Raw genomic sequence first — 24,300 nt, forward strand, 5'->3', positions numbered from 1 at the left:
AGTATAAAGGGGGAACACGAATGAGCAGCCTGCTGGAAGCCAGAAATGTATATGAGGACTTCGAGGTGGAGACAGACATTCTGTTCTTTAAGGTCGGGGACCATGACCTGGTCATTTTTCACGGCAGAAACTACAACATTAAAAAGAGAATGACTGCCGAGCAATTGAACCGCTTATTGTCAAGCAACAGCTATTATCATGTGTACGGGGGCTGCTACGTTAACCTGAACAAGATCAGTTCCATCGAAGATGACTGTATCTACTTCGGTGAAATGGGCTTGTATGCCAAGTCTGTGCGTGTTCCCAGACGCAAACAGGAAAGCATCCGCCATCTGCTGAGAGGACTTAGCTCCTAAGGCGGATACATATCCGCTGCCCGCTAATCCGTAGAATACAGCATGGAATCATTTTTATGCATTCAATGTCTCTCTCATCTGGCCGGAGCGTGCATGGGGAAACCTATTGCTGCTCCGGCTTTTTCCTGTTTCTTAATGGAATCTTAAAAAGTTATTATGCTTTTTTATACTTTCTTAAGGTTTGGAATTCTGTTTTCTGGTAAAGTTGTAGAAAGACAGGCACCACCTATATTGAAGGGAGTCATTAATTATAATGGACAAAAAAGATTTCAACGAAAATGGACAGCTTGAAAACGGCGGAACGCCGGAAGAGAACGACACTTCTGTAGTTACCCCGGAAGATGGAATTGAACCTGCGGAGGCCGTATCTGACCCTCAGGAGGAAGTAATGATTCCGGCAGAACCTGTACAAGCTGCAACAGAAAGCTCCAGCAGCGTGCATTCTCCGAAAATTGAAGAAAGCGTTCCCGTAATGAACAAGGTAGGCGACGGTACTCCTCCTTCCAAGCCGGCCGCACCTGCGGGCGGTAAAGGCTGGATGATCGCCTCCATCATATTGGCAGCGGCATTAATTGTAGTCCTGATTGTGCAGCCTTTCAAGAAAGACGACAGCAAGATCGCTGTTGCTACCGTTAACGGAACGGATATCACGAAAGCACAGCTTTACGATAAATTGGTTGAAGCAGGCGGGGAATCCACGCTGCAGAACCTGATTACTACCACTCTCGTGGATCAGGAAGCGAAGAAAGCCAACATTACCGTAACCGATGAAGACATTAACCAGGAGATCGCAGACCTGATCACCCAGTTCGGCGGTGAGGAAGCCCTGAATTCTGCTCTGCAGCAGAGCTCCATGACTCTGGAAGACCTGAAGAAGCAAATGCCTTTGCAGGTTGAAATCCGCAAGCTGGTTGAACCGAAGGTTACCATTACGGATGAGGATATCTCCAAATACTATGACGAGAACAAAGCTACCTTCAATCAGGAAGAAGAAGTTCGCGCTTCCCACATCCTCGTTGAAACCAAAGAAGAAGCCGATGCCATCGTCAAACAGCTGAAAGACGGAGCAGACTTCGCCACAATCGCTAAAGAGAAATCTGCAGATACCGGTTCCAAAGACAAAGGCGGAGACCTCGACTTCTTCAAACGTGCCGATATGGTTGCTGAATTCTCCGATGCAGCCTTCAACATGAAGGTTGGCGAAACCAGCGGTGCTGTGAAGACCGATTACGGTTATCACATTATCAAGGTTACTGACCGTAAAGAAGCACATGAATACACGCTTGCTGAGAAAAAAGAGGAAATCACCAAGACTCTGAAAGCGCAGAAAGTCTCGGAAATGTCTTCTACCTGGCTGGCTGATTTGACCAAGAATGCCACCATCACCAATACTTTGACCGATACTCCAGATGCATCCGCTACTCCGGCAGTATCTGCCGCACCAGATGCCAGTGCAGACCCTGCTGCTGCAACAGAAGCTCCAGCCAAGTAATCTATTCATTCCTGCATAATATGCACATACCTAAAGAGGACAGGCGGATTCCCGCCTGTCCTCTTTGCTGTCCGGTCTTAGGCCCGGGCACAGTGGTCAATGATTCTTTTTACGGATCTGTTTGTCATGATTCGCGCCCCACTCCTTGGCCTGCGCGGTTGCAATGGCAATCGCCTGCCCCTCCTCATAGCCATCCTCAAGCAGCGCATTGGCAATTTCCACAGCCTTGTTGCGCACTGGTGCAGTGAAGTTCTTCAGAGAATCCGGATAATCTCCTTTATTCCATGGCATAACAAAAACCTCCTTGATCTGACTATACTCATACTTAGCCGGATCAGGGAGGTTCTAAACCACTTATTGTTATGTTTCCTTATTTAATGACTTTCACACGCTCTTCGATCGGCTGGAATTCCTTCTCTCCCGGAGGGGTTACAGTTGTACCGAATGGCAGCTGCGCAATCAGCTTCCACTCTGCCGGAATACCGAATGTTTCTTTGACTTCATCGTCAATCAGCGGGTTGTAGTGCTGAAGCGAAGCGCCCAGACCCTGTTCTGCGAAAGCAGTCCACACTACGAACTGCAGAATCCCTGAGGACTGGTTGGCCCAGATCGGGAAATTCTCTGCATACAGCGCAAAGTTCTCTTGAAGATGCTTCACTACCGCCTGATCTTCGAAGAAGAGTACTGAGCCGTAACCGGCTTTGAAGGAGGCTAACTTCTGTGCTGTCCCTTCGAATTGATCAGTGGGAACGATTTTGCGCAAAGTCTCTGCAGTGATATCCCACAGTTTATCATGTTGTTCACCCAGCAGAACCACGGCTCTGGAGCTCTGGGAGTTGAAGGAAGTCGGGCTATGTAATACTGCCTCTTCAACGATCTTCTGGATCTGTTCATCAGAGATTGGCGATTCTTTACTGATGGCATATACGGAACGTCTACCTTTTACCGCTTCGAAAAAGCTCTTAGACATAAAATAACTACCTCCATTTAATTAAGTAACTTACTTTTATAAATCTTAACACTTTTCCTACCGGAATACAACTCTTATTCACAACTTTATCCTGTCTGCTTGCTTATGCTTATATATCAGCTCTTAGTGTCGCAGTATTGGCAGTAATTATACGCCTTCCACTATTTTCTATAAGCTGATCTTTACGTTTAGAAACATGGCACTAACTTTTCGTATATACAACCTGTCAATAAATACGCTACAATGATTCAGCAAAAGTGCAGAAAGAAGGTCAATTCATGAGCTCCCCTGTTAAGGATGGAACTAAAAGAACAATGAAATTCACATTATTAATGCTGCTAAGTTCTGCCTTGATTTTAAGCGGCTGCAAAGAAAGAGCTTCGACATCTTTAAATGCAGCGGCCGCGGTTACAGAACCTGAGACAGCTATAGATTCCACTGCGCCTGTGTCCTTCTGGGTCGCTACCGATACACATTATCTGGATAAAGCGCTTGAGGATGGCGGCCAAGCCTTCCAGACCTATGTCACGGGCGGAGACGGTAAGATGCTTCCCTACAGTGATGAATTGACTGAAGCCCTTGTCTATGATGTGGAACAGAAGGAGCCTGAATTCCTCATTCTCAGTGGCGATCTCACCAACAATGGTGAAGCAAGCAGCCATAAAGAATTAGCCGCGAAGCTGCACCGGATTGAGGCAATGGGTACCAGCGTATATGTTATTCCCGGTAACCACGATATTAATAACCCTTGGGCCAGATCCTTTGACGGTGACAAGCAGGTGGTTGCAGATCATATTAACGTGGAGGATTTCCTCGCGACCTATGAGGATTTCGGTTACCATGAGGCGCTATCCCGGGATGCTGACAGCCTAAGCTATGTGGTTAAGGCCGCTCCAGGCCTCTGGCTTCTGATGATTGACAGCGCCCAGTATGCACATAATGAAGAGTACAATTTCCCGCAGACAGACGGGCGGCTCTTACCTTCAACCTTGTCCTGGATGGATGAAAATGTGAAGCTGGCCGCACAGGAGCATGCCTCGATCATTACCGTAATGCATCATAATCTGTTAAGCCACACCTCCATGGCGGTATCCGGCTTCAAGCTTAACAACAGCCAGGAAACCATGAAGACACTCCGCAAGGATGGCCTCAATCTGGTCTTATCCGGACATATCCATATGCAGGATATCCGCCGGGACCCTTCTGCAGATTCTATTGATCCGGCCATGCCTGTATACGATATTGCTACTAGCGCAATGGCAGTTAATCCCCATCAGTACGGCGCGATGACGTTTGATCCGGTCTCCCGTGCTTTCACCTATAATACGGCCACAGTAGACGTGGAGGGCTGGGCTCAAGCGAAGGATATTACCGACCCTCATCTGCTGAACTTCAAATCATATGCTGAAGAGACCTTTGCAAGTGAATCTTATGAGAAGGCAATGACCAGACTGAAGGATAGCACCTTTACAGCGGCTCAGAAGCAGTCGATGGCCGAAGTCATGTCCAGGCTGAACGTGAAATATTTCGCTGGCAGCGCAGCTGACTCACTGGATGAGATCCAAGCCATGCCGGGATACAAGCTGTGGGAGAGTATGGAGGGCGGATTCATGTCCGGGTATATCCGCAGTATGGCCGAACACTCCGGTCAGAGCAATGTATCGCTGGAGATGGTTCTGACTACACAGTAACCGACATTATTTGAGAGGAGCATGCTTAGTGACAAATACTCATGAATCCCCGCCAGGCAGCAGCCTGCCAGAGATAATCTCCAAGCCGGCGCACCGGGCGCTGGCCGGAGCCGGTATTGTAAGCCTGGAGCAGCTAACCACAATTACAGAAGCAGAGCTGTTGAAGCTGCACGGCATGGGTCCCAAGGGCATCCGTATTCTCCGCCAGGCACTTGCAGACAAAGGGCTTGATTTTGCTAAGTAAGCTGGTTTAGTGTGACGCTCAACGGGATACATCAAACAGCGGCAGCCATGGACGGGATGAAGTCCTGAGCTGCCGCTGTTATGTTGTACTGGCTTAGCCAGAGACATGAGCAAGCTTTAACTGTATTTTGTACAACTAAAGCGAGCCAATATGCCTAAGAAAGAGATTTAATTGCACTCTGTACTCTTATATAATTCTTTTTTGCCGAAGAAGAATACTTTGCTCAATTTTAATTGTACAGAATACAGCTATTCCAGCACATCCGGCTTTTCTCCGGCTTTTAATTGTACAGAATACAGTTATGTGCCAGGCGCTCCTTACTGCCTGCTTATAAGGAAAAAGGAATTCTTCATTTCCTTATAAGCGCTACCGCAGAGAAAACCGCCAGAGAGAAAATCAGCCAGAGCGCTTCAATTTCTTGTGTAATATAATAAATGGCTCCGACAACCACAAGCCCTGTTGCATTAGAGATAACAAGCCGCTTTACCAGCGATTCCCCGGCTAATCTGATGACAGCAAATTGAAGCATACTAAGCAGGATATGCAGAGGGTACAGAATTAAAAAGAACAGCACAAACACAACGAATCCGCCGGGGCCACTGATATATGAGGTCTCAGATACTAATGAATTATCGATGCCCGTGACCATTATGCCGTATAACACACTTAACACTAGCGAGAATAGGCAGATGTTCATTAAAAGTTCTCTTTTAGCTTTGTCCATGTTCTAAACTCCTAACAGAAGTCTCTCATCCACATCGTGGAGAGAGACCTTCTTTCTGAAGTCCGCAATATTTTTTATTTCGCGGTTACATCTTTGATTCCCCTCAAGATTCTATAAACTGCAAAGCACGTCTGGTATGATAATCAGTAATTCCCTTTGCTGTCTGCTGATCCGGATAACCTCTATGAACCAGCTTTAAGCCCGCCGAGATCAACGAAAGATGATGATGATATTGATAGAACAGCTTCCTGTTTACATCGAGATTATCATTCTTCAGATACCGGTAGAAATCGCCAAAACGGAATTCCATAAAACTGTGCTCGTGCTCAATATCGTAGAATCCGGCTCCTTCAATATCAATCAAACAGGGTTCAAGCTGATCCGTAACCAGCACATGGTTAGGACCAAGCTCTCCGTGAATATATCCATAACGGCTTCTGGGTTCTATTTTGGACTCAAGGTTGTACAGCATATCGAGCAGCTTACCCTGATTCCTGCGGATAACATCAATATATTCAGAGGCATATGACAACTGAATTATAGCATTTTGCAACTGGATAAGATGACATTGTCCCGTGTCGGGCTCGGTCTGATCCGGTTTTCCGTAAATTTCGCTTTCCCCCGCATGCATGCCCGTAATCATGTCTCCCAGGCGTTGAAAGATAGTATCCTTAACCCTGGAATCAGAATGATTGAAATAGGCCTCGGCTGCTTGCCCGGCTACATACTCAACAAGCGCATAATCAAAATCATAAGGATTCCCTTCCTTATTCATATCATACAGAGCAGGCGTCCGGATAGAATGTTCGAGTAAATATCTGTTGTTTATCTCAAATTGTTCACTGCCGTAGGATTGCTCATTCGTATTCTGATTCACAATTTCTTCTTGAAAATAATTCATGGTAATATCCCACACATACAGAACGCAAGAAAATCCATTAGTGCATTCTATCTTATAGACCACCTTTTGCGCGCCACCATGCAGCTTCGTAACCATTGCAACAGAATAACTTGTGCCAAAGACCTTCCCCAAATATGCCTGTAAGGCAGCAGCATCGAGATGACAATAAATTTCCAAGGAACAACACTCCGCTTCTTCATTTATTGCCGGCTACCCCACTGTATTATATTTCCCGGAAAAAATATAGACTGTTTCTTTCCGTTCTGTTATTATGTTGAATTAGGTCTTGAATAAAATCGGCATACAAAACAGTCCTTGGAATCCTTCCAAGGACTGTTTTGTATTTGCCGAAATCCCCCGTATACAGCCCCTGCTCTCTTACTCCGTTTGGACTGCCAGCAGCTCCAGAATATCCAGGTTATTGTTCACGGAAATCAGCTTATCCTTATACTCACAGTTCTCAATAAACCGGGGAAGCTTCACGTGATTATAATCCCTGTTCCACTCTATAAACTCCTGGACACTTTCAGGAGTCTCACGCTTGTTACTTACGGCCACTCCGGATACACGCTCCTCATGCCTCTTCCATATTCGCTCTTCTTGTAGGGATAACGGCGGCATAAGCACGATGATCTTGTCTGCAGCCAGTAAACTTGGCCCTACCCACGCACGGTATACACCTTCGATGATCCATGATTCACGACTGACGATTTCTTTTAGCTTACGGTCCCGCTCTTCCTCCGGCGCTTTCACTCCATATACATCCGCTTCATTATCCCAGAAAATATCATCTAACTCGTAATGGGGGATATTCAGCTTCCGGCTCATTAATGCGGATATGTAGGATTTCCCGCTCCCCCCGCCGCCTATAATATGTAATTTCATTTCCAGTCCCCTCGCTGATTAAAATACTCCAAGTAACATTCCGCCCGCTGAACCAGCTACAACGACTACCCAAGGCGGAAGCTTCCAGAAAACCAGCATAATAAATAGAATGGCGGCCAGCGCGAAATCCATCGGCTCCACAATAGCTGAAGTCCACAGGGGATCATACAAGGCAGCAAGTAAAATCCCAACAACAGCTGCATTAATCCCGGCCAAGGCTCCCTGAATTTTCAGGCTTTTTCTTAAGCTGTTCCAAAAAGGAAGTGTGCCGACTACAAGAAGAAAGGCCGGCAGGAAGATAGCGGACGTGGCAACGATTGCTCCGGTAACACCTCCGGTCAGGGCCCCAAGGTAACTTGCAAAAGTGAACAACGGGCCCGGAACTGCTTGCGTGGCTCCGTACCCCGCCAGGAAATCTGCTTGGCTAACCCAGCCTGTAGGAACTACTTCTCTTTCCAGAAGCGGAAGCACGACATGTCCGCCGCCGAATACCAAAGAACCGGAACGATAAAAGCTGTCAAATATCGCTAACCCTCCGGTCTCTGCTGTTCCTCTTAATAAAGGGAGAGCTACTAAGAGACCAAAAAATAATAGTAAACAGAGAATAGCAAAGGTTCGGCTGATTGAAACGTGAAGGTCTGCTGTGCCTTCCGCAGTTTTTTTGCGATAAAGCCAAACCCCAACTATGCCAGCTGCAGCAATTGTAAGTACCTGGCTGTAGGCTGTCTGCCAGGACAATGTAACAGCTGCTCCAATAACAGCGATGGTTACTCTTTCCCGGTCAGGCGTCAGCTTTTGCCCCATGCCAAGAATAGCATGGGCAACAACCGCCACAGCAACGATCTTCAGTCCATGAATCCAGCCTGCACTGCCTATATCATAGCCTTGAAGCAAAAAGGCAAACGCAACCAGCGCAATGACAGAAGGTAAAGTAAAGCCTAGCCACGCAACAACCCCTCCCAGCAAACCTGCTCTTACAACACCGATACCGATACCAACCTGGCTGCTCGCCGGACCAGGGAGAAACTGGCAAAGAGCTACCAGATCAGCGTAGCTCCGTTCATCCATCCACTTCCGGCGGCGTATATACTCATTGTGAAAGTAACCCAGGTGAGCGATCGGTCCTCCAAACGAAGTAAAACCCAGTTTAGCAGATACAAGCAGCACTTCAAGAAGGGCCCCCCCTCTCCCCTTCTGAATATCTTCCGGTACCTTCTGCTCATCCGTCTGCATTTACATTGCCCCCTTGATTTTGAACTGCACAGCCTAGACTCTACTGATTTAATGTATCCAGCATTTTCCTCGCATCTGCTTAACTTCCTGAACGATCCGCTTCATACAGCTTCTTCATATGCTCAATATGAGAAACTCCCCAATCATTCAATACCTGCAGCACAGAACTTAATCCTTTCCCATATTCCGAGATTGAATATTCAACCTTTGGCGGGATCTGATTGTACACTTCACGGTGCACGATATCGTTATACTCTAGCTCCCTTAACTGCTGGGTGAGCATCTTCTTGTTAATATCAGGAATGGATTTCTGCAGTTCTCCGAATCGCATGGTGCCTTCGTTAATTAGCTGAAGCAGAATAACCGGCTTCCATTTCCCGATCAGAATGTCCAGTGCCGATTCAAACTTACAATACGATTCCATAGCCTCCAGCTCCCTATCCTGCGTATGGTTACTTATTCTTAACTATGTTTATTAAAAGTGCCTACTATCGCGTATTGCTTCATTGGGGCTATTATACAGTAACAGACAGCTAAAACGTATCAGGAGGAGTCATTTATGAATATTGCATTATGGATTGTACAGGGAATTGCAGCAGCAGGTTTTGTATATTCGGGCTGGCTTAAGGCCTTTCGGTACGGGCAGGCGAAAAAATCCTGGGGATGGGTATCAGATGTTCCCAAGGCATTAGTGGTCTTTATAGGGGTATCCGAACTATTGGGCGCACTTGGATTGATACTTCCTTATGCGCTGAATAGTGTACCTGTGTTAACGCCGGTTGCCGCAGCAGCCCTTGCAGTGACTGTCCTAAGCGGCGCCCTTTTCCATATCAAACGCAAGGAATACCGGGAGATCGGTGTGAACATCTTCTTCATCGTGTTGGCTCTAATTGTCGCGGTTGGCCGGTTCTGAACGAGAATGTCAAGATAGTCCTACTCAGCTGGCGGAAGGCCTGTCCAGCTATTCCAGGACAGAAAAATGCAAACCGCCGCCATTACTAAAAAAACAGCAGAAACCCGGGTGTTTGAACGGAAATTAACGCCATAGGCTGTAAAAAAGATTGCTGCTGCTAATTTAGAAGTAAGCTGATAATAACCATTTTGTGGTAAAGAGGAACTGCTGAATATGACGGCCGCAAGCAAAGTGGTAATAATAAGAATCTTAAACCACAGAGGTTCTGTTAAGAATTGTTTGTAGATTAGAAAAATCCGCTGCATCCTCGCCGCCCTTTCATTTATCTGAAATTTTATCCTTCTCTTTAATTTCACTATACCTGAATATAAAAAAAACCGGAACCACCTAATTTCTTAGGGGTTCCGGCTTCATGCTTACCTCTTTAAACCTTACGGACGGTCAATCCAGATATATCCGTCTTCATCCACTTCAACGGAAGCATGTAGACCTTGTGCCAGAACGCGCAGCGGCACATAAGCATCTCCGTATTCATCCACGAATACAGGCTGTGGAAGCTTCACGGTAGCGCCGGCAATCTGTGCCTGTGCGGAGCCGATTTTGAATACCAGCAGATCGCCGTAGACATCATCGGTTACATTAATCGCGCGATTAGCCGCATCCCACTCAACAGAAGCTTCCAGGTCCTCTGCAATATAGCGCAGCGGAACATAGGTTGTGCCATTGTCCACGATAGGATAATAGTAATCATCATCCGGTGCGATCATCAGGCTCTTGGACGTAATTCCCATATCATCCTTGAGCAGGTTATAGACCGCAGAGCCTTGTTCAAAGCTTCTCAATGTCTCACCCGGAGTAAGCTCCGCTGAGGAGAAATCAATGCCGCCGGTTGTGCTGATCGGATCAGCAGTTACAGGGCCATTCACGTTCCAGGTCTCTGAAACCAGCTTCACATTGATACTCTGCAGCGGCAGATCTTCACTGGCCGGAAGAGCAACCTTGAGATCAATGTTCTGTTTACGGACATGGAAACCGCTATCCACGAACAGGTCCACGGTCAGCTTCGTATCTTTGCCAAGAACAGTCTTCAGTTCAGGTGTGCTCTCATAGAGACTCTCAAGCTGCTTGTCGTAGACCAGCAGGAGAGCATCCACTGCCAGCTTGGCAGCATCATGCGCTACAGTGACTACGCCTTCTTTGTCATCCAGTGGGATCTCTCCGAAGCCAAGACTATTCAGATCTTCACCTGAAGCCTCCAGAAGCGGATACAGATAATCATAGAGGCCGCTGATCAGGGCAGTGAAGCCTTCAGTGTCTTTGGAGATCGATCTCAGGAAGCTCTTCAGCAGCACTGGAAGCTCTTCACCGGTAATTTCCGTATGTAGCTTCGTTAAGCTCGTCTGCTGGCCATATACAGATTCCGATACTGAGGCAACCGTAATTGCTCCAGGATTCGGCAGGTTCTTCACCACGAACTGGGAGATCAGCTTAGAAAGCTCCAGTGTCTTCGTCTGATCCAGACCTTCTATGCCGAGTGTGTCTTCATATCCCTGAATCGGGAAGTAGAACGGCTGCTTGGCTCCTTCAGCGGTAAAGACAATATTCGCCTGATCCATGAAGAAGGAGAACGGAATTTTGGATTGCTTATACCCTACAATTCCCGATGCCGAGACATTGCCGTTGTCCTGCAGCTTCACACTTCCAAGCGTAAGGGATAATGAATTAATAAGATCGACAATCTCCTGATCCTCCGCACGGATGCCTACTGCAGGAACAGCGCTTAAGCTAAGCGTCGTACTTGATTCTGAGGATTTCACATCGAGATCCCCAAGCAATGCCTTGTTGACATCAAATCCGCCGACGGTTTGGCAGCCTGCCAGGATCAGCAGCAGTGCAAGAAACGGCACCAGCCATTTAGTTCTTGCTTTCATTTTCTTCATAGCATGTCTCCTCTAGCTCATAATGTGGTAACGTATCCATCATCTCAAAGGAGGAAGGATTTGTAAATGTAGAGGACAGAATCTATTATTCCTTCAAAAGGTAAATAAACTCCGCCACTCTATAGATACCCAATCTTGGAAAAAGAGAATCTTTACCAACGCAAGTACCGCTAAATGTGCGGGATAAAATGACCACCAGACCCAGCGTGGCAGCCGTCTGCGCTCCAGTAATATCCAGAAGCCCGGAGTCAGCGCAATGAGAAGGGTAGGCACAATACTGGCCATCTGCACCAGCCAATTATAATAGAACAAATAGAATCCATTCAGCGCAAAATGTGCCAGCACAAGCCAATACGAGCGGGTATAACGGAAAATCAGCACCAGAAGCAGCCCGTATGCATTATAGTCCAGCGGCAGAAGATCCATGAGCAGCACCGCAACGATAACTACCGGAACCCCATACCACAACTTCGGCAGCTTATCTAGCAGCGTAAGCACGGCAGCAGACAGCAGGAGGGTGAACACCACATTCCATCCGCCGGGGTCCAGCGCCAAATTGTACGGAATCTGGGCAAGCAGGGCGATCATCAGCAGCCGCCGCAGGTAGCGGGGTCTCGATGAAGTATGTATATGCCCTTGCACCAGCGCGTAGCAGTAAATTGGAAAAGCAATTCGCCCCACATATCTCCAGGCCAGCTCGCCCGGGAAAAAAATATAGCCGATGTGGTCAATCAGCATGGTCAGCATGGCAATAATCTGCATCTGTGGCCTCCTGTCACAGCTATGTATTAGTATACGCCTTAGATGCTATTATCCATGGCCGGGCGGGATGCTGCAAGTGTTGCACGGAATCTTTATGTCAAAAAACCAGAAATGCCCCCTGTCAGGGAGCATTTCTGGCGGTATTTCAAGCCTAAGCCGTCTTCGACTTATTATAAATATCAAAGCCTACTGCCAGCAGCAGCACCAGACCCTTGATGCCCTGCTGCCAATCTACGCCGAGGCCGACGAGCGACATCCCGTTATTCATAACACCCATGACGAGACCGCCGATGATCGCACCAACCACTGTCCCGATCCCGCCGGAAGCGGAGGCTCCACCGATGAAGCAGGCCGCGATGGCATCCAGCTCGAAGTTGGTTCCGGCTTTTGGTGTCGCAGAGTTAAGCCGTGCAGCGAATACCAAGCCGGACAGTGCAGCGAGTACGCCCATGTTGACGAATACCCAGAAGGTAACCCGTTTGGTTTTGACGCCGGAGAGGCTCGCAGCCTTCTCATTGCCGCCCAGTGCATAGATATGCCGGCCCATCGTCATATGGTTCATCACGAATGAATAGATAACGATCAGCACCATCAGGATCACTAGAATGTTCGGAATCCCGTTATATTGAGCCAGTACATAAGTGAACAGGTTGATCACAATCACCAGCGCCGCTGCCTTGGCAATCGAAATCCAGGCGGGAGCTTGTTCAAAACCGTATTTCACGGTAATTTTACGGCTGCGGTATTCCTGATAAATAACCAAGACAGACAGGACCACTCCAATGACCAGTGTCAGCACATTCGTAGAGCTGCCGCTGAAGATATCGGGGATGAACCCCGAGCTGATCTTCTGAAAAGTCTTAGGAAAAGGCGCTATCGACTGTCCGTTCAGCACGATCATCGTTAAGCCCCGGAACAGCAGCATACCTGCCAGGGTGACGATGAACGCCGGGATTTTGATATATGCGACCCAGAAGCCCTGCCATGCCCCAACGAGTGCTCCCATTAGGAGCGAGAGAACCACGGCAAGCACAGGATTCATGTTCATATCCACCATCATAATGGCGGACAGTGCGCCGATGAAGGCGGCTACCGAACCAACGGACAAGTCGATATGCCCGGTAATAATGACAAGCACCATTCCGATGGCCAGCACCAGAATATAGCTGTTCTGCAGAATTAGATTGGTTACGTTCAGCGGCTTCAGCAGAATGCCGTCGGTCATAATTTGAAAGAAGATAGAGATAAAGATCAAGGCGATGATCATGCCGTATTGGCGGATATTCTTTTTGAAAAGTTCAGTAATGGCTCCCATGCGGTATTACCCCCTGCTTCGTGTCATAAATTTCATCAACAGCTCCTGCGATGCATCCTTGCGTTCCACTTCTCCACTGATGCGCCCTTCGCACATGGTGTAGATCCGGTCGCACATCCCGATGATTTCCGGCAGCTCGGAGGAGATAACCAGCACTCCCTTGCCCTCTGCGGCCAGGCTGTTAATGATCGAGTAGATTTCGTATTTGGCACCCACATCAATTCCCCGGGTGGGCTCATCCAGGATCAGAATATCCGGCTGGGCATAAATCCATTTGCTGAGTACCACCTTCTGCTGATTGCCGCCGCTGAGATTCACTGTCTTTTGCAGAATGCTCGGAGACTTAATATTCAGCTTCTTCCGGTATTCCTCGGCGACCAGCACTTCCTCATTCTCATTAATCACTCCACGGCGGGACAGCTTCTTCAGACTGCTGAGCGAGATGTTCCGCTTGATATCGTCGATCAGGATGAGCCCGTACTGCTTGCGGTCCTCGGTAACGTAGGCCAGTCCGCTCTCAATGGCCTGAGTGATGTTATTCAGCTGGACCTCTTTGCCGTGCATAAAGGTCTGGCCACTGATCCGCTTGCCGTATGACTTGCCGAACACGCTCATGGCCAACTCCGTACGTCCCGCACCCATCAGTCCGGCAATGCCGACAACCTCGCCGCGCCGGATATGCAGATTAATCTGATCCAGCATTTTGCGGTCCTGCTGCGTCGGATGATATACCTCCCAGTTACGGATCTCGAAGATGGTCTCTCCCAGCTCCGGTGTACGCTCTGGATAACGGTTCGTCAGATCGCGTCCGACCATGCCTTTAATAATGACATCTTCAGTGACCGCATCGCGTTTCATATCCAGTGTCTTAATGGTCTGTCCATCCCGCAGAATCGTTACGGAATCCGCTATCTTCTCGATTTCGTTCAATTTGTGGGAAATGATAATCGAGGAAATCCCGCGCTTCTTCAGCTCCAAAATGAGCATCAGCAGGTTCTCGCTATCATCCTCGTTCAGCGCCGCAGTCGGTTCGTCGAGAATGAGCAGCTTCACTTCCTTGGAGAGTGCCTTGGCAATCTCTACAAGCTGCTGCTTGCCGACGCCGATCGTTGATACTCCGGTAAACGGCGATTCCTTGAGGCCGACGGTCGTTAGCAGTTCCTTGGTCTTCACCGTCGTTTCGTTCCAGTTGATCACCCCGCGCCGCGCTTGCTCATTGCCGAGGAAGATGTTCTCCGAAATAGACAAATACGGAATCAGCGCCAGCTCCTGGTGGATAATGACGATGCCCAGACTTTCACTGTCCTTGATATCCTTGAACTGGCATACCTCTCCCTGATACAGAATATCCCCTTCGTAAGTTCCATGCGGGTACACTCCGCTTAGCACCTTCATCAGCGTGGATTTGCCGGCTCCATTCTCCCCGCAGAGGGCGTGGATTTCACCGGCCTTGACCTGCAGGTTGACATTCGAGAGCGCCTTGACGCCGGGGAATGTCTTTGTAATGCTTTTCATCTCCAAGATATATTCACTCAAGTGTCTCACCCAGCTTTCCTTGTGACTGTAGCAGCGGGTACCGGCGGCTCCTCCTGACTCAGAGATGCCGCCGGTTGCTGCTAAATGGTATCCAGCAGGTTATTCTCCCAGCTGATCTTTGGTATAGTAGCCGCCGTCTACCAGTACCTTGTCTACGTTGCTTGCATCTACTGAAACTGGCTCCAGCAGGTAGGACGGAACGATTTTGGCGCCATTGTCATAGGTTGTGGTATCGTTGACTTCGGCTTCTGTACCTTTCAGCACACTTTCGGTCATTTCTACAGCTTTCTTGGCTAATTCACGGGTATCCTTGAATACCGTCTGTGTCTGCTCTCCAGCCAGAATGGATTTCACGGAAGCCAGCTCAGCGTCCTGTCCGGTAACAACCGGAAGCTTCTTGTCGCCTGAACCGTAGCCTACACCCTTCAGGGAAGAGAGAATCCCGATGCTGATGCCATCGTAAGGAGAGAGAACAGCGTCAAGATTATCGCTTGCATAATTGGCGCTCAGCAGGTTATCCATGCGCGCCTGGGCGGCAGCACCGTCCCAGCGCAGCGTAGCTACCTGATCCATAGTAACCTGCTTGCTGCGGACAACCAGCTTGCCGGAATCAATATAAGGCTTGAGGATTGACATCGCGCCATCGAAGAAGAAGTAGGCGTTATTGTCATCCGGGGATCCGCCGAACAGCTCAATGTTGAAAGGTCCTTTGCCGTCCTTAAGGCCAAGCTTTTCCTCAATGTAAGAGCCCTGCAGTACGCCAACCTTGAAATTATCGAAGGTCGCATAGTAGTCTACATATTCACTTTTTTTGATCAGACGGTCATAGGCAATGACTTTGACATTCGCATCATGTGCCTTCTGCAGCACATCCGTCAGGGCCTCGCCGTCAATTGAAGCGATTACAATTGCTTTCACGCCTTTAGTGATCATATTCTCAATCTGGGATACCTGGTTCTCCACGACATCTTCTGCATATTGCAGATCCGTACCGTAGCCCAGCTTCTCGAACTCCTTCACCATGTTGTTGCCGTCATTCACCCAGCGTTCCGAGGATTTCGTCGGCATTGCGATCCCTACTTTGCCTTGGGACGAGTCTCCGCCGCTTGATGAGTTGCCGTTGTTGCCGCATGCGGACAAGATGAGTACGAGTGTTAGTAGCAATGAGACCAATGAATATCTTTTCATTCTGCACTACCCCCTGGACTATTCTGTTGTCTTCCACGGGTACTCCCGTGTGACAAGTTGAGTATAGCAACAGAAGCCATAGGGCGTATTTACACTCAGACTACTGTTTTTATAAAAATCAAACTTATGTGCAGCACAACAAAAAAACCGCATGCAGCCCGGAGGCGCACACGGTCGGTACCTATTCCAATTCGCTTATTGCCTGCTTGATCTCATCCAGTTCCTGCTTCAGTCGGGTGAAGAGGAGGCGGTTACTCTCCGCAGCCTTTACCTTAAAATTGGTTTTACTTAAAAAGGCCATATAAACATCCGAGATTCTTCGGGTAATATTCTCTGCTTCCACCGGACCCGTTTGCCCGAAAAATTGATTCATCTGCTGTCTGGTAAGCTCTGAGAACGACAGCTTCTCCAGACAGGATTCCAGAACTCCAATGCTGCCCAGTGCAGCTTGTCTGTATTCTCCGGCAGTTCCGCCAGTATTGTTCTTGTATTCAACTTCCTCCACGCAGTGCACCCCTTGCCGCTTGAATATATGGTTTCCCTATTCTTTATTCGTTCTTACTGTCTCCAGCTCCCGGTAATACCCCTTTGCGGAACTGTAACGGCGATACACCTGTATGCTTCTTGAACGCCGTGCTGAAATAATGCTGGGTCTCATAACCCGATTGCTCAGCGACTTCATTGATACTTAGCTCCGTAGAATGCAGAAGCTGTGCAGCTCTGCGGATCCGGATCTGAGTCAGGTAAGTGCCGAAGGATTCTCCAAGCTCCTGCTTGAACAGGCGGCTGAGATACACCGGTGATGCCTGAAGCTGGCCGGCCATCGCCTCCAGCGTAAGTCCATATTCGTTGTAGTGCTCCTGCATATACTGCTTCGCCCTGCGGACGAGCGGCGATAGCGGCTGCTCCTTGGCCAGCGCTACCCGGCAGCCCCGGTATGCCGATGCCAGCTCGGTAATCTCCCCCTGCACATTCTGGGTACCGACTTCAACCGCGATCTTGAGATTGCTGCGCACTGCGCCTTCCGCCCCGGCCAGCACCCGCTCACCTGCAGCATCCCAGAGCAGAATGACGATCAGTCCGGCGGAATCCCGGAAGATCACCTTGGAATATGGCTCAAGCAGCTCCGTGATGATATTCTCAATGGCGAACAGATACAGCTGGCGTTCGTTCTCTTTCATTCCCGGATGCTGGCCTTCCCATCTCCAGCGGATAATCCCGATCAGTTCCGGCCGCTCCGGCGGCAGCTGCAGGAACTGCAGCTGCTCCCGGATCTCCGCCTGGCTCAGATTCCCATCCAGCCATTCCTGGCAGAAGCGTTCACGCAGCAGCGGGAAATTCTTCTGCAGTTGCCGGGAGGCCTGCTGCAGATGCTGGCTCTGCTGCTTCACCGACTCCAGTTCATCGCGGACGCCGCGGAGCACCTGCATCAGCTGCTTCGGATCGGCGGGCTTGAGAATGTAATCATTCACCTGCAGACGAATCGATTCCTGGGCATACGAGAATTCATCGTGTCCGGTAATGACGATGATTTTGCAGCCGGGAAGCTGCTCCCGCAGCCGCTTCATCAGCTCCATGCCGTGCATAATCGGCATATTGAGATCTACCAGTGCAATATCAATGGAATGATGAAGCGCCAGCTCCAGGGCCTCCTCACCGTCTTCTGCCTCCGCCATCACACTCATCCCCAGGCTATCCCAGTCCACACACTGCCGGATACCATCGCGGATGATCCCCTCATCATCAGCAATCATTACTTTCCACTTGTCTATCATCCTCATAGATCCTCCTGTTCCTTATTCCTTCGCTGGGTAGCTATCGCGGACAACCGGGTGCCGGAGTGTTACAACCGTTCCCGTTCCAGGTTCACTCTCAATCATAATTCCGTAAGGCTCACCATAAGTCAGCCTGATCCGGGCCTGCACGTTCAGAATTCCGTATCCGCTGCCTGCGCTATCCGGCAGGGGCGTATCTGCATGCTCACGATCCTGTTTCCCGACAGCTTCAAGCCGCTGCTTAAGCATGCTTAGCCGTTCCGGAGGAATCCCGGCACCGTCATCACGAACGGTAAGATACAGCTCATTCTCCCGCTCCACCACCTCAATGGAGAGATGACCGGGACCACGGCGTTCCTTAATGCCATGATAGATAGCGTTCTCCACCATCGGCTGGAGCAGCAGCTTAAGCACGTACAGCTCCTGTAGCTGCGGCTCAACCTCAATCGAGTAGGTCAGCTTGCTGCTGTAGCGGACTTGCTGGATCTTCAGATAGCTGACGATATGCTCGAGTTCATCGGAGAGGGGAATAATATCACTCCCTTTGCTCAGCCCTAGCCGGAACAGCTTGGACAAGGACTGGACCACCTCGGCAATATCCTCCGCACCCTTGCTGCGGGCCATCCAGTGGATCGTATCGAGTGTATTGTAGAGGAAATGCGGTTTGATATGCGCCTGCAGGCTGCGCAGCTCTGCTTCCCGCTTTTGCCGGGCCTGCAGCTCCGTCAGTGACAGCAGCCGCCCAATCTGGGCCAGCATCGTATTGAAGCTGCGGCCCAGCAGCCCGATCTCGTCGGAACGGTTCCCCCAGTAGCGAATCGTCAGATCACCGGACTGTGCTTTGCTCATGAAAGAAGCCAGCTGTCCAATCGGACGGGAGATGGAATACGCCAGATAGAAGGAAGCCGTCATCCCCAGCATACAGACTACAAACACGAAGGTTACGACATTGAAGGTAATCTCGCGCACCCCAAAGGCTGACTCATCCATCGGAAACACGCCCATCGTAGTCCAGCCTGTAAAGGGAGAGGTCCGGTAGATCAGTTGCAAATGGCGGCCGTCCACGGTCTCCGAGGTGATTCCAGAGGACTCGGTGAATAGACCTGCCGGAATCTTTTGCATAAAAGGGTGCTGCGGCGCATAGATCATCTCCCCATTGTTGTCCACCACCGTTAGATAGCCCGTCTTGCCCAGTGTGACATCCCTGGCCGTCTCGGCAATCACCCGCAACTTCAGATCGACCAGCACCACTCCCTGCACGACCTGCGTTTCCGGATCGACTATCGCCCTGACGGCAGAGACCACCTCGCTCTCCTGATAATCCACATGGGACATTACAGCGCGGCCGTATGGATGACCTACAATCTTGAAGATCCCTTTGTTCTCCGCTGCCTGCTTGTACCAGGCCTCCTCCGTCAGCTGAGTACCAGAACGGGTATACATCTCATTGCTGATGAAATCGCCTTCACTATTGACCAGCATTATCCCGGCAATCTCGGAGCTGAGCGTAGTGAAGCCCTGCAGAAACTTGCGGATGTTGTATTCAGCCGACTCCCCGTTGCCAGCTGCATTGTTAGACTGCCCCGTATTTACTGTATCCCCCTTCAGGAACTTCTGTACTCCCGGATCAAACGACATCAGGTAGGTTATCTTCTGCAGATTCTCAACATCGTTCTCAATCGCTGTATTCACTTTGCCGATCAGCTGCATAGTGTTCTCGTTGCTCTGTTCTTCCACAATCCGGTCGACGGTCCAGCCAATCAGCAGCCCCAACCCGATGGCAGGCAGGATGCTGATCAGCAAAAAGTGAATAATCAGCTTATAGCGGATTGGCAGATTATTCAGCTTCAGCTTCTCCATGTTCAGGCCGCTTCTCCGCATCACAGGCTCCTCCTCTGCTGCAGCCTATTTGGCATAATAGTTATCAACGTTCACCCGTGTGACCACGTCTATCCCTGTATCGACCGTATCCGGTACGGGCACGGGCTTATGGTTCGCATACGCTTCAGGGTCCGCTTCCAGATCACGGTGCAGATGAAACAGCTCCGTAAGCGACCAATAGCCCATATTCCAGGTACCCTGGGCCATCGTAGCGGCTATTTTTCCTTCCTTCACCAAATCAAGCGTCCCTTTATCGGTATCGAAGCTGATGATCTGCGGAACCAAGCCGTTGCCGTGAGCCGCATCCACCGCTTCCGCTACACCGATACCGCCATTGGACTCCGTAGCAAAGATCCCCGCAAGCTGCGGATATTCTCCCAGCAATAGCTCGGCAGCTTCCCGCGAGGCGACCTGGTCTCCCCGTCCGTTCTTGATCCCCACCAGCTTCATCTCCGGGTATTCACTGCGGATGGTATCGCTGAAGCCGTCTGTCCGTTCCTGATGATTGTGCTGGTCAGGCGTGGTGATTATAGCCACTTCACCTTTGCTGCCGGTCAGCTCCGCCATTTTGTGTGCGGCCTGGGTGCCGGCATTGTAATTATCTGTTCCCAGAAAAGAATAGGCCTTACTGTCCGGCGCTCCCGAATCAAACAGGACCACCGGAATACCGGCCTCCACCGCCTTGTTGATCGTCGCCGTGAGCAGCTTGGAATTCACCGCCGAAATCGCAATCCCCGCCGGCTTCTTGGCGATAGTCTGCTCCAATACGGTCATCTGTTCATTGGCATTATGCTGGGTCGAGCCGTGGTATTCCACGGACACATTAAGCTCCTCTGCAGCATCCTCGAAGCCCTTCAGCACGCTTTTCCAGTAGTCGATTCCGATCTGGAACGTGACCATCACATATTTATCTTCAATATTCCCGCGCAGTCCGGCTGTCTCCCACGGGTCCGCCGAATCCCCCTGCTGCTTGTAGTTCAGCACGTAGATCAGGAAGATGCCGATCAGCAGCACGTAGACAAGCCAGAGCTTTTTCACGTATGTAACCCCTTTCAAATCAAGAAATAAATGACGCCGTCCAGATTGTCCGGTCTTCGTCCAGTCTAGTCTAAAGGCTTGGCAGGCTTTCCGTCAATTACGATCCGCTGGATTGAACTGTTACAGCTAGAGCATCCGTTATGCGGACCAGAGACCTTGCTCTTAGAATTATGAATTTGATGCGACATTTTATGTCGTACCAGCTGTTTTATACTGGACAAGTAACATTCAAATTGCTGAAATGAGGACTACACAAATGGTAAAAACAAAGCGCGGACGGGTACTTTGGACCCTGCCCTCCCATGGCCGGGGCACCTGCCCGGTCTGTGGAACAACCAGAATTAAGCTGCTCTACACAAAAGTAAAGTCTGATGGGGGAACCCTGAAGGTCTGCAAGCGCTGCGACAAGGCGCCACAAGCCAAAGTAGATGCCGTAGCCAAGTAAACACAACCCGGATGTCCGCCCGGCTTCATGCTTCATGCATGGATGCCCGGGCGGCATCTTTACCTTGTTGCGGTGGAAGTTCATCAGACGCTATACTGAAATCTGACAGAAAGGAGCGGAGCCGCATGAGCCATATTCACCGTATTCAGTGGTTTGACCAGCAAATCAGAAATGCCTGTTATCCGAACAGCAATATTCTTGCGGAGCAATTCGAAATCTCCAGGCGCCAGGCGCAGCGGGATATTGAATATATGGCGGAATCTCTACGGGCTCCGCTCCGGTACGTGGCCAGCCAGCGCGGATATATGTACGAGGATAATAGCTTTGTGCTGCCTCATCTGTACATCACCGACGAAGAGCAGCAGGTACTGAAATATCTGGCTTACCGGTACAGCCATTATGATTATGAGAACGGCCAGACTATCCGGAGAGTCGGTGGCCTGCTGGAACGGTTCACAGACCAGCCCCTGCAGGCTGGAGAATACAAGCTGCCTCTGTTTGAAGTAAATGCCCGGCGTCTGCAGGTTATCGGGCTCCTGGAGCAAGCCATTCAGGCCCGTAACGTAATTCACATCCTTTGCCGGAAACAGCCGGACAAACCGCAGGAGCTATATCTCTGTCCCCTGAAACTGAGCCGCCGTCTGGATGAAGATTATGTGCTTGCAGCTGTTGAAGGGAACTGCCAGACGGAGTTCTATAACTTGTCCGAGATCCTGCAGCTGAAGCTGACGGACAGATATTTTGCAACAAGCGAAGAATTTCCATCGGCTCCGCCGGATCAGATCCGGAAGCTGAAGCCGTTCACAGCCAGAATCCGGCTGAGCGGGATGCCTGCGGATTCCTCATGGGGAGGGTATACGATCCGATCCGCTGATGGAGAAGTCTATGAAATTGAATTTATTGACACGGATGCCTTTGTGGGGCAGCTGTTCAGCTCGGAATGGTCTGAAATTCTGTCCCCCAAATGGCTGAAAGAGAAAGTAAGGATCAGATGCCAGAACGTACTGAATCTGCTGAATGAACAGGAGAGCCGGAGTGATCATTAACGGAATACAAATGAAGCGCGAATCCAAATCTTTTACCGATGCCCTCTATGCCGTCCTCACTGCCGCAGGGTTATTCCATGGACCCACATTCATGCTCTCCGGGCTCAGCGGTATGGCCTTCAAATTCTCTGTGCATGAGAAGCTCTTCCCCTTCTCCGTTACCGCTTATGGACAGTGGGGCAAAGAGCATGGACCGGCCATCGATAATCTCGGCGTCCTTACCGGACATAGCGGAGGGAGAACAAGACATGATTCGTTCGCCGTATATCAGCAGGCCGCCATTGAAGATGTGAAGCATAGTCTGGACCGCGGACTCGCCTGTGTCTACTGGATACCGGAGTTCGGCGTTATTCACGGCTATGATGAGGACGACCGGGTGTTCTATGTGCAGGATGGATCGTCCATCGAGACCCGTTATGTGCTCTATGATAACTTCGGCCTCAACATTACCCCGTTCTGGTATTGCCAGTTTTTCGGAGATAAGGTTGATATTCCGCTGCATGACGCAGTACTGGAATCACTGAGGCTCGCCCTTGAGGATTGGGAGACTCCATACAAAACACTGCCCGATCAGAGCATTGCATCAGGCAGAATGGCTTACAGTTTCCTGATCCGGGCTCTTCAGCAGGGAAAGTTCGACAGCAGCGGAGCCGTCTATATTCTCGAATCACTCCTGACAGCGCGCTCAGAGATCCGGAGTTATCTGCAGGAGGTTCAGTCCGTCTTGCCGGGGCTGAATGAGGTTCATAGCATTTATGCTGAGCTGGATGAGATGTTGTGCGGGCAGTCGAAGGCTGCTCATACGCTGATTAACGGCAGCATGACGCTGGTGCAGCAGCAGCTTCCCTCACTCTGTGCCGCCTTGCAGCAGGCGCTTGAGCTGGAGGAACGCGCTATGCAGCAGTTTAGATTAATCTCCGGGCGGTATCCGGACCGGAAACGTTCCATTCTGCCAAGATGGGGGGCGCATACGGCCAGATGATGAACAGAACAGAATTGGATTCAGTACCAGCGGCCTTGCATCCTCCGCAGTTGACTCATTCTTATGTAGATGCCATGTACCAGGTTCTGTCGGCTAACGGCTGGTTCACACTGCCCAAATATATGTTATCCGGAATGACTGCCTCCTGTTTCCGTCTGTCCTTGCATAGGCAGCTTCACCGTGACTCACCTACGGCTTATAACTGGATGGCTGAGCATACGGTAGCTGCAGATTTAATCGGAATGATTTCGACTCAGGCGGCAGGGTTTCATTTCGCTCCTACATTTCCGCTCTATCAGAAGCAGGCTATCCTGGAAATCCGCAAATCGCTTGAGCAAGGCACTCCTGTCGTCTGCTGGAAAGATAAGTTTGTGGTGATAACCCGCTCCGATGATCAGAAGCAGGTATTCTGCTACAACGAAATATCTTCAAGAGCAGAACTGGAGCTGCCTTATGATCAGCTGGGAAGAAATGCGAGCCCTTATTGGCACTGTCAGATCTTCGAAGGACAGATCCGGAAGGACATAAGGCAGGTGATCAGAGAATCCTTCCTCCAGGCTGTATACAAGGCAGAGGTACATGATCCGATGCTGCCGGAATCGCAGTATGCCTGCGGACTGCAGGCTTATGATGCCATGCTGGACGCCTTGTCAGGCAGATCATATGATGCTTCCGGTGCTTATGAAACCTTGGTGTTCTATGCTGCCTCTAAGAAAGACGCGTCCAGCTATACCAGAGCAGCCTGCGAATATTGGCCTGAGCTCGAGTCTACCGCCAGCCATTATGAGCGTCTTTCTGCTGTCTATCATGAAATTACAGCTCTATTAAGCCCGAACGCGTCTCATGCTCCAACTCTACGGCCACAAAGGCTGCTTCCTCTCATCCGCGAGGCTAAGCATACCGAGGCCGAAGCGATTCAGTCCATCCGCGTGCTGCTGCGCGAGCCGATCGAGAACCGCTTCCATGATGTGGGGCTGCGCTGA

Annotated in this window: 26 protein-coding genes; 9 read left to right on the forward strand and 17 right to left on the reverse strand. The window is 50.0% G+C overall.

Translation table 11 applies throughout. From position 1 onward, the window contains the following. Window positions 1-20: 20 nt before the first annotated feature. Window positions 21-356, forward strand: coding sequence for a LytTR family transcriptional regulator DNA-binding domain-containing protein (locus tag MKX70_RS24705; protein WP_039298093.1), 336 nt, complete (start codon window positions 21-23; stop codon window positions 354-356). Window positions 357-609: 253 nt separating this feature from the next. Further along, entirely contained in the window at window positions 610-1,848 is a 1,239-nt protein-coding gene (locus tag MKX70_RS24710; RefSeq protein WP_340841055.1) for a peptidylprolyl isomerase, read from the forward strand. Window positions 1,849-1,944: 96 nt separating this feature from the next. Here the strand turns inward: MKX70_RS24710 and MKX70_RS24715 are convergent, their stop codons facing one another. Together MKX70_RS24715 and MKX70_RS24720 are read right to left on the reverse strand one after the other, a co-directional pair. Then, complete coding sequence (locus MKX70_RS24715) at window positions 1,945-2,139, reverse strand: hypothetical protein (protein WP_042235847.1); 195 nt, start codon at window positions 2,137-2,139, stop codon at window positions 1,945-1,947. 79 nt (window positions 2,140-2,218) lie between these two features. After that, on the reverse strand, window positions 2,219-2,818 hold the full coding sequence (locus tag MKX70_RS24720) for a nitroreductase family protein (protein WP_340841056.1): 600 nt from the start codon (window positions 2,816-2,818) through the stop codon (window positions 2,219-2,221). Between the two features lie 314 nt (window positions 2,819-3,132). Here MKX70_RS24720 and MKX70_RS24725 point away from each other — a divergent pair, with 314 nt between their 5' ends. Both MKX70_RS24725 and MKX70_RS24730 read left to right on the forward strand, forming a co-directional pair. Beyond that, window positions 3,133-4,509 (forward strand): metallophosphoesterase, encoded by a 1,377-nt coding sequence (locus MKX70_RS24725; RefSeq protein ID WP_340841057.1) that lies wholly within the window; start codon window positions 3,133-3,135, stop codon window positions 4,507-4,509. Window positions 4,510-4,537: 28 nt separating this feature from the next. Then, on the forward strand, window positions 4,538-4,753 hold the full coding sequence (locus MKX70_RS24730; RefSeq protein ID WP_340841058.1) for a DNA-binding protein: 216 nt from the start codon (window positions 4,538-4,540) through the stop codon (window positions 4,751-4,753). 349 nt (window positions 4,754-5,102) lie between these two features. On the opposite strand, the gene MKX70_RS24735 is transcribed toward MKX70_RS24730, so the two are convergent. The 5 genes from MKX70_RS24735 to MKX70_RS24755 all read right to left on the reverse strand — a co-directional run bounded on the left by MKX70_RS24735 (window position 5,103) and on the right by MKX70_RS24755 (window position 8,920). Continuing rightward, entirely contained in the window at window positions 5,103-5,477 is a 375-nt protein-coding gene (locus MKX70_RS24735) for a hypothetical protein (protein ID WP_340841059.1), read from the reverse strand. Between the two features lie 103 nt (window positions 5,478-5,580). Next, entirely contained in the window at window positions 5,581-6,510 is a 930-nt protein-coding gene (locus tag MKX70_RS24740; RefSeq protein ID WP_042242392.1) for a phosphotransferase, read from the reverse strand. Window positions 6,511-6,756: 246 nt separating this feature from the next. Next, window positions 6,757-7,263: a hypothetical protein gene (locus tag MKX70_RS24745; RefSeq protein ID WP_340841060.1), complete on the reverse strand. Its 507-nt coding sequence runs from the start codon at window positions 7,261-7,263 to the stop codon at window positions 6,757-6,759. Window positions 7,264-7,281: 18 nt separating this feature from the next. Beyond that, a complete protein-coding gene (locus MKX70_RS24750; RefSeq protein ID WP_042235836.1) occupies window positions 7,282-8,496 on the reverse strand; it encodes a chromate transporter in 1,215 nt (404 codons plus the stop codon). Window positions 8,497-8,575: 79 nt separating this feature from the next. Then, window positions 8,576-8,920: a winged helix-turn-helix transcriptional regulator gene (locus MKX70_RS24755; RefSeq protein WP_340841061.1), complete on the reverse strand. Its 345-nt coding sequence runs from the start codon at window positions 8,918-8,920 to the stop codon at window positions 8,576-8,578. A 135-nt stretch (window positions 8,921-9,055) separates the two neighbouring features. On the opposite strand from MKX70_RS24755, the gene MKX70_RS24760 reads away from it, so the two are divergent. Beyond that, a complete protein-coding gene (locus tag MKX70_RS24760; RefSeq protein ID WP_340841062.1) occupies window positions 9,056-9,409 on the forward strand; it encodes a DoxX family protein in 354 nt (117 codons plus the stop codon). Between the two features lie 20 nt (window positions 9,410-9,429). On the opposite strand, the gene MKX70_RS24765 is transcribed toward MKX70_RS24760, so the two are convergent. The 10 genes from MKX70_RS24765 to MKX70_RS24810 all read right to left on the reverse strand — a co-directional run bounded on the left by MKX70_RS24765 (window position 9,430) and on the right by MKX70_RS24810 (window position 20,844). After that, on the reverse strand, window positions 9,430-9,714 hold the full coding sequence (locus MKX70_RS24765) for a hypothetical protein (protein ID WP_340841063.1): 285 nt from the start codon (window positions 9,712-9,714) through the stop codon (window positions 9,430-9,432). Between the two features lie 126 nt (window positions 9,715-9,840). Beyond that, window positions 9,841-11,349, reverse strand: coding sequence for a copper amine oxidase N-terminal domain-containing protein (locus MKX70_RS24770; protein WP_052416327.1), 1,509 nt, complete (start codon window positions 11,347-11,349; stop codon window positions 9,841-9,843). A 93-nt stretch (window positions 11,350-11,442) separates the two neighbouring features. Then, window positions 11,443-12,111, reverse strand: coding sequence for a TraX family protein (locus tag MKX70_RS24775; protein WP_042235828.1), 669 nt, complete (start codon window positions 12,109-12,111; stop codon window positions 11,443-11,445). Between the two features lie 151 nt (window positions 12,112-12,262). Beyond that, entirely contained in the window at window positions 12,263-13,426 is a 1,164-nt protein-coding gene (gene mmsB / locus MKX70_RS24780; RefSeq protein ID WP_042235825.1) for a multiple monosaccharide ABC transporter permease, read from the reverse strand. 6 nt (window positions 13,427-13,432) lie between these two features. Next, the gene (gene mmsA / locus MKX70_RS24785; protein WP_042235820.1) at window positions 13,433-14,962 is read right to left on the reverse strand and encodes a multiple monosaccharide ABC transporter ATP-binding protein; all 1,530 of its coding nucleotides are present in this window, start codon (window positions 14,960-14,962) and stop codon (window positions 13,433-13,435) included. 99 nt (window positions 14,963-15,061) lie between these two features. Beyond that, on the reverse strand, window positions 15,062-16,150 hold the full coding sequence (gene chvE, locus MKX70_RS24790) for a multiple monosaccharide ABC transporter substrate-binding protein (RefSeq protein ID WP_042235818.1): 1,089 nt from the start codon (window positions 16,148-16,150) through the stop codon (window positions 15,062-15,064). A gap of 181 nt (window positions 16,151-16,331) precedes the next feature. Next, window positions 16,332-16,655: a hypothetical protein gene (locus MKX70_RS24795; protein WP_042235816.1), complete on the reverse strand. Its 324-nt coding sequence runs from the start codon at window positions 16,653-16,655 to the stop codon at window positions 16,332-16,334. 43 nt (window positions 16,656-16,698) lie between these two features. Next, window positions 16,699-17,925 (reverse strand): response regulator transcription factor, encoded by a 1,227-nt coding sequence (locus MKX70_RS24800; RefSeq protein ID WP_042235812.1) that lies wholly within the window; start codon window positions 17,923-17,925, stop codon window positions 16,699-16,701. 21 nt (window positions 17,926-17,946) lie between these two features. Beyond that, entirely contained in the window at window positions 17,947-19,806 is a 1,860-nt protein-coding gene (locus MKX70_RS24805; RefSeq protein ID WP_340841064.1) for a cache domain-containing sensor histidine kinase, read from the reverse strand. A 24-nt stretch (window positions 19,807-19,830) separates the two neighbouring features. Further along, on the reverse strand, window positions 19,831-20,844 hold the full coding sequence (locus tag MKX70_RS24810; protein ID WP_042235806.1) for a substrate-binding domain-containing protein: 1,014 nt from the start codon (window positions 20,842-20,844) through the stop codon (window positions 19,831-19,833). A gap of 256 nt (window positions 20,845-21,100) precedes the next feature. Between MKX70_RS24810 and MKX70_RS24815 the strand changes: the two genes are divergently transcribed. From MKX70_RS24815 to MKX70_RS24830, 4 genes are all read left to right on the forward strand, one after another. Further along, window positions 21,101-21,289, forward strand: coding sequence for a hypothetical protein (locus MKX70_RS24815; protein WP_042136633.1), 189 nt, complete (start codon window positions 21,101-21,103; stop codon window positions 21,287-21,289). Window positions 21,290-21,414: 125 nt separating this feature from the next. After that, window positions 21,415-22,335, forward strand: coding sequence for a helix-turn-helix transcriptional regulator (locus MKX70_RS24820; protein WP_340787238.1), 921 nt, complete (start codon window positions 21,415-21,417; stop codon window positions 22,333-22,335). Then, the gene (locus MKX70_RS24825; RefSeq protein WP_340787241.1) at window positions 22,325-23,317 is read left to right on the forward strand and encodes a hypothetical protein; all 993 of its coding nucleotides are present in this window, start codon (window positions 22,325-22,327) and stop codon (window positions 23,315-23,317) included. Before MKX70_RS24820 ends, MKX70_RS24825 begins: the two co-directional genes overlap by 11 nt. Next, the gene (locus MKX70_RS24830; RefSeq protein WP_042235797.1) at window positions 23,314-24,300 is read left to right on the forward strand and encodes a hypothetical protein; all 987 of its coding nucleotides are present in this window, start codon (window positions 23,314-23,316) and stop codon (window positions 24,298-24,300) included. Before MKX70_RS24825 ends, MKX70_RS24830 begins: the two co-directional genes overlap by 4 nt.

Origin of the sequence: Paenibacillus sp. FSL R7-0312 (assembly GCF_038004445.1) — a bacterium.
GTDB lineage: Bacteria > Bacillota > Bacilli > Paenibacillales > Paenibacillaceae > Paenibacillus_AQ.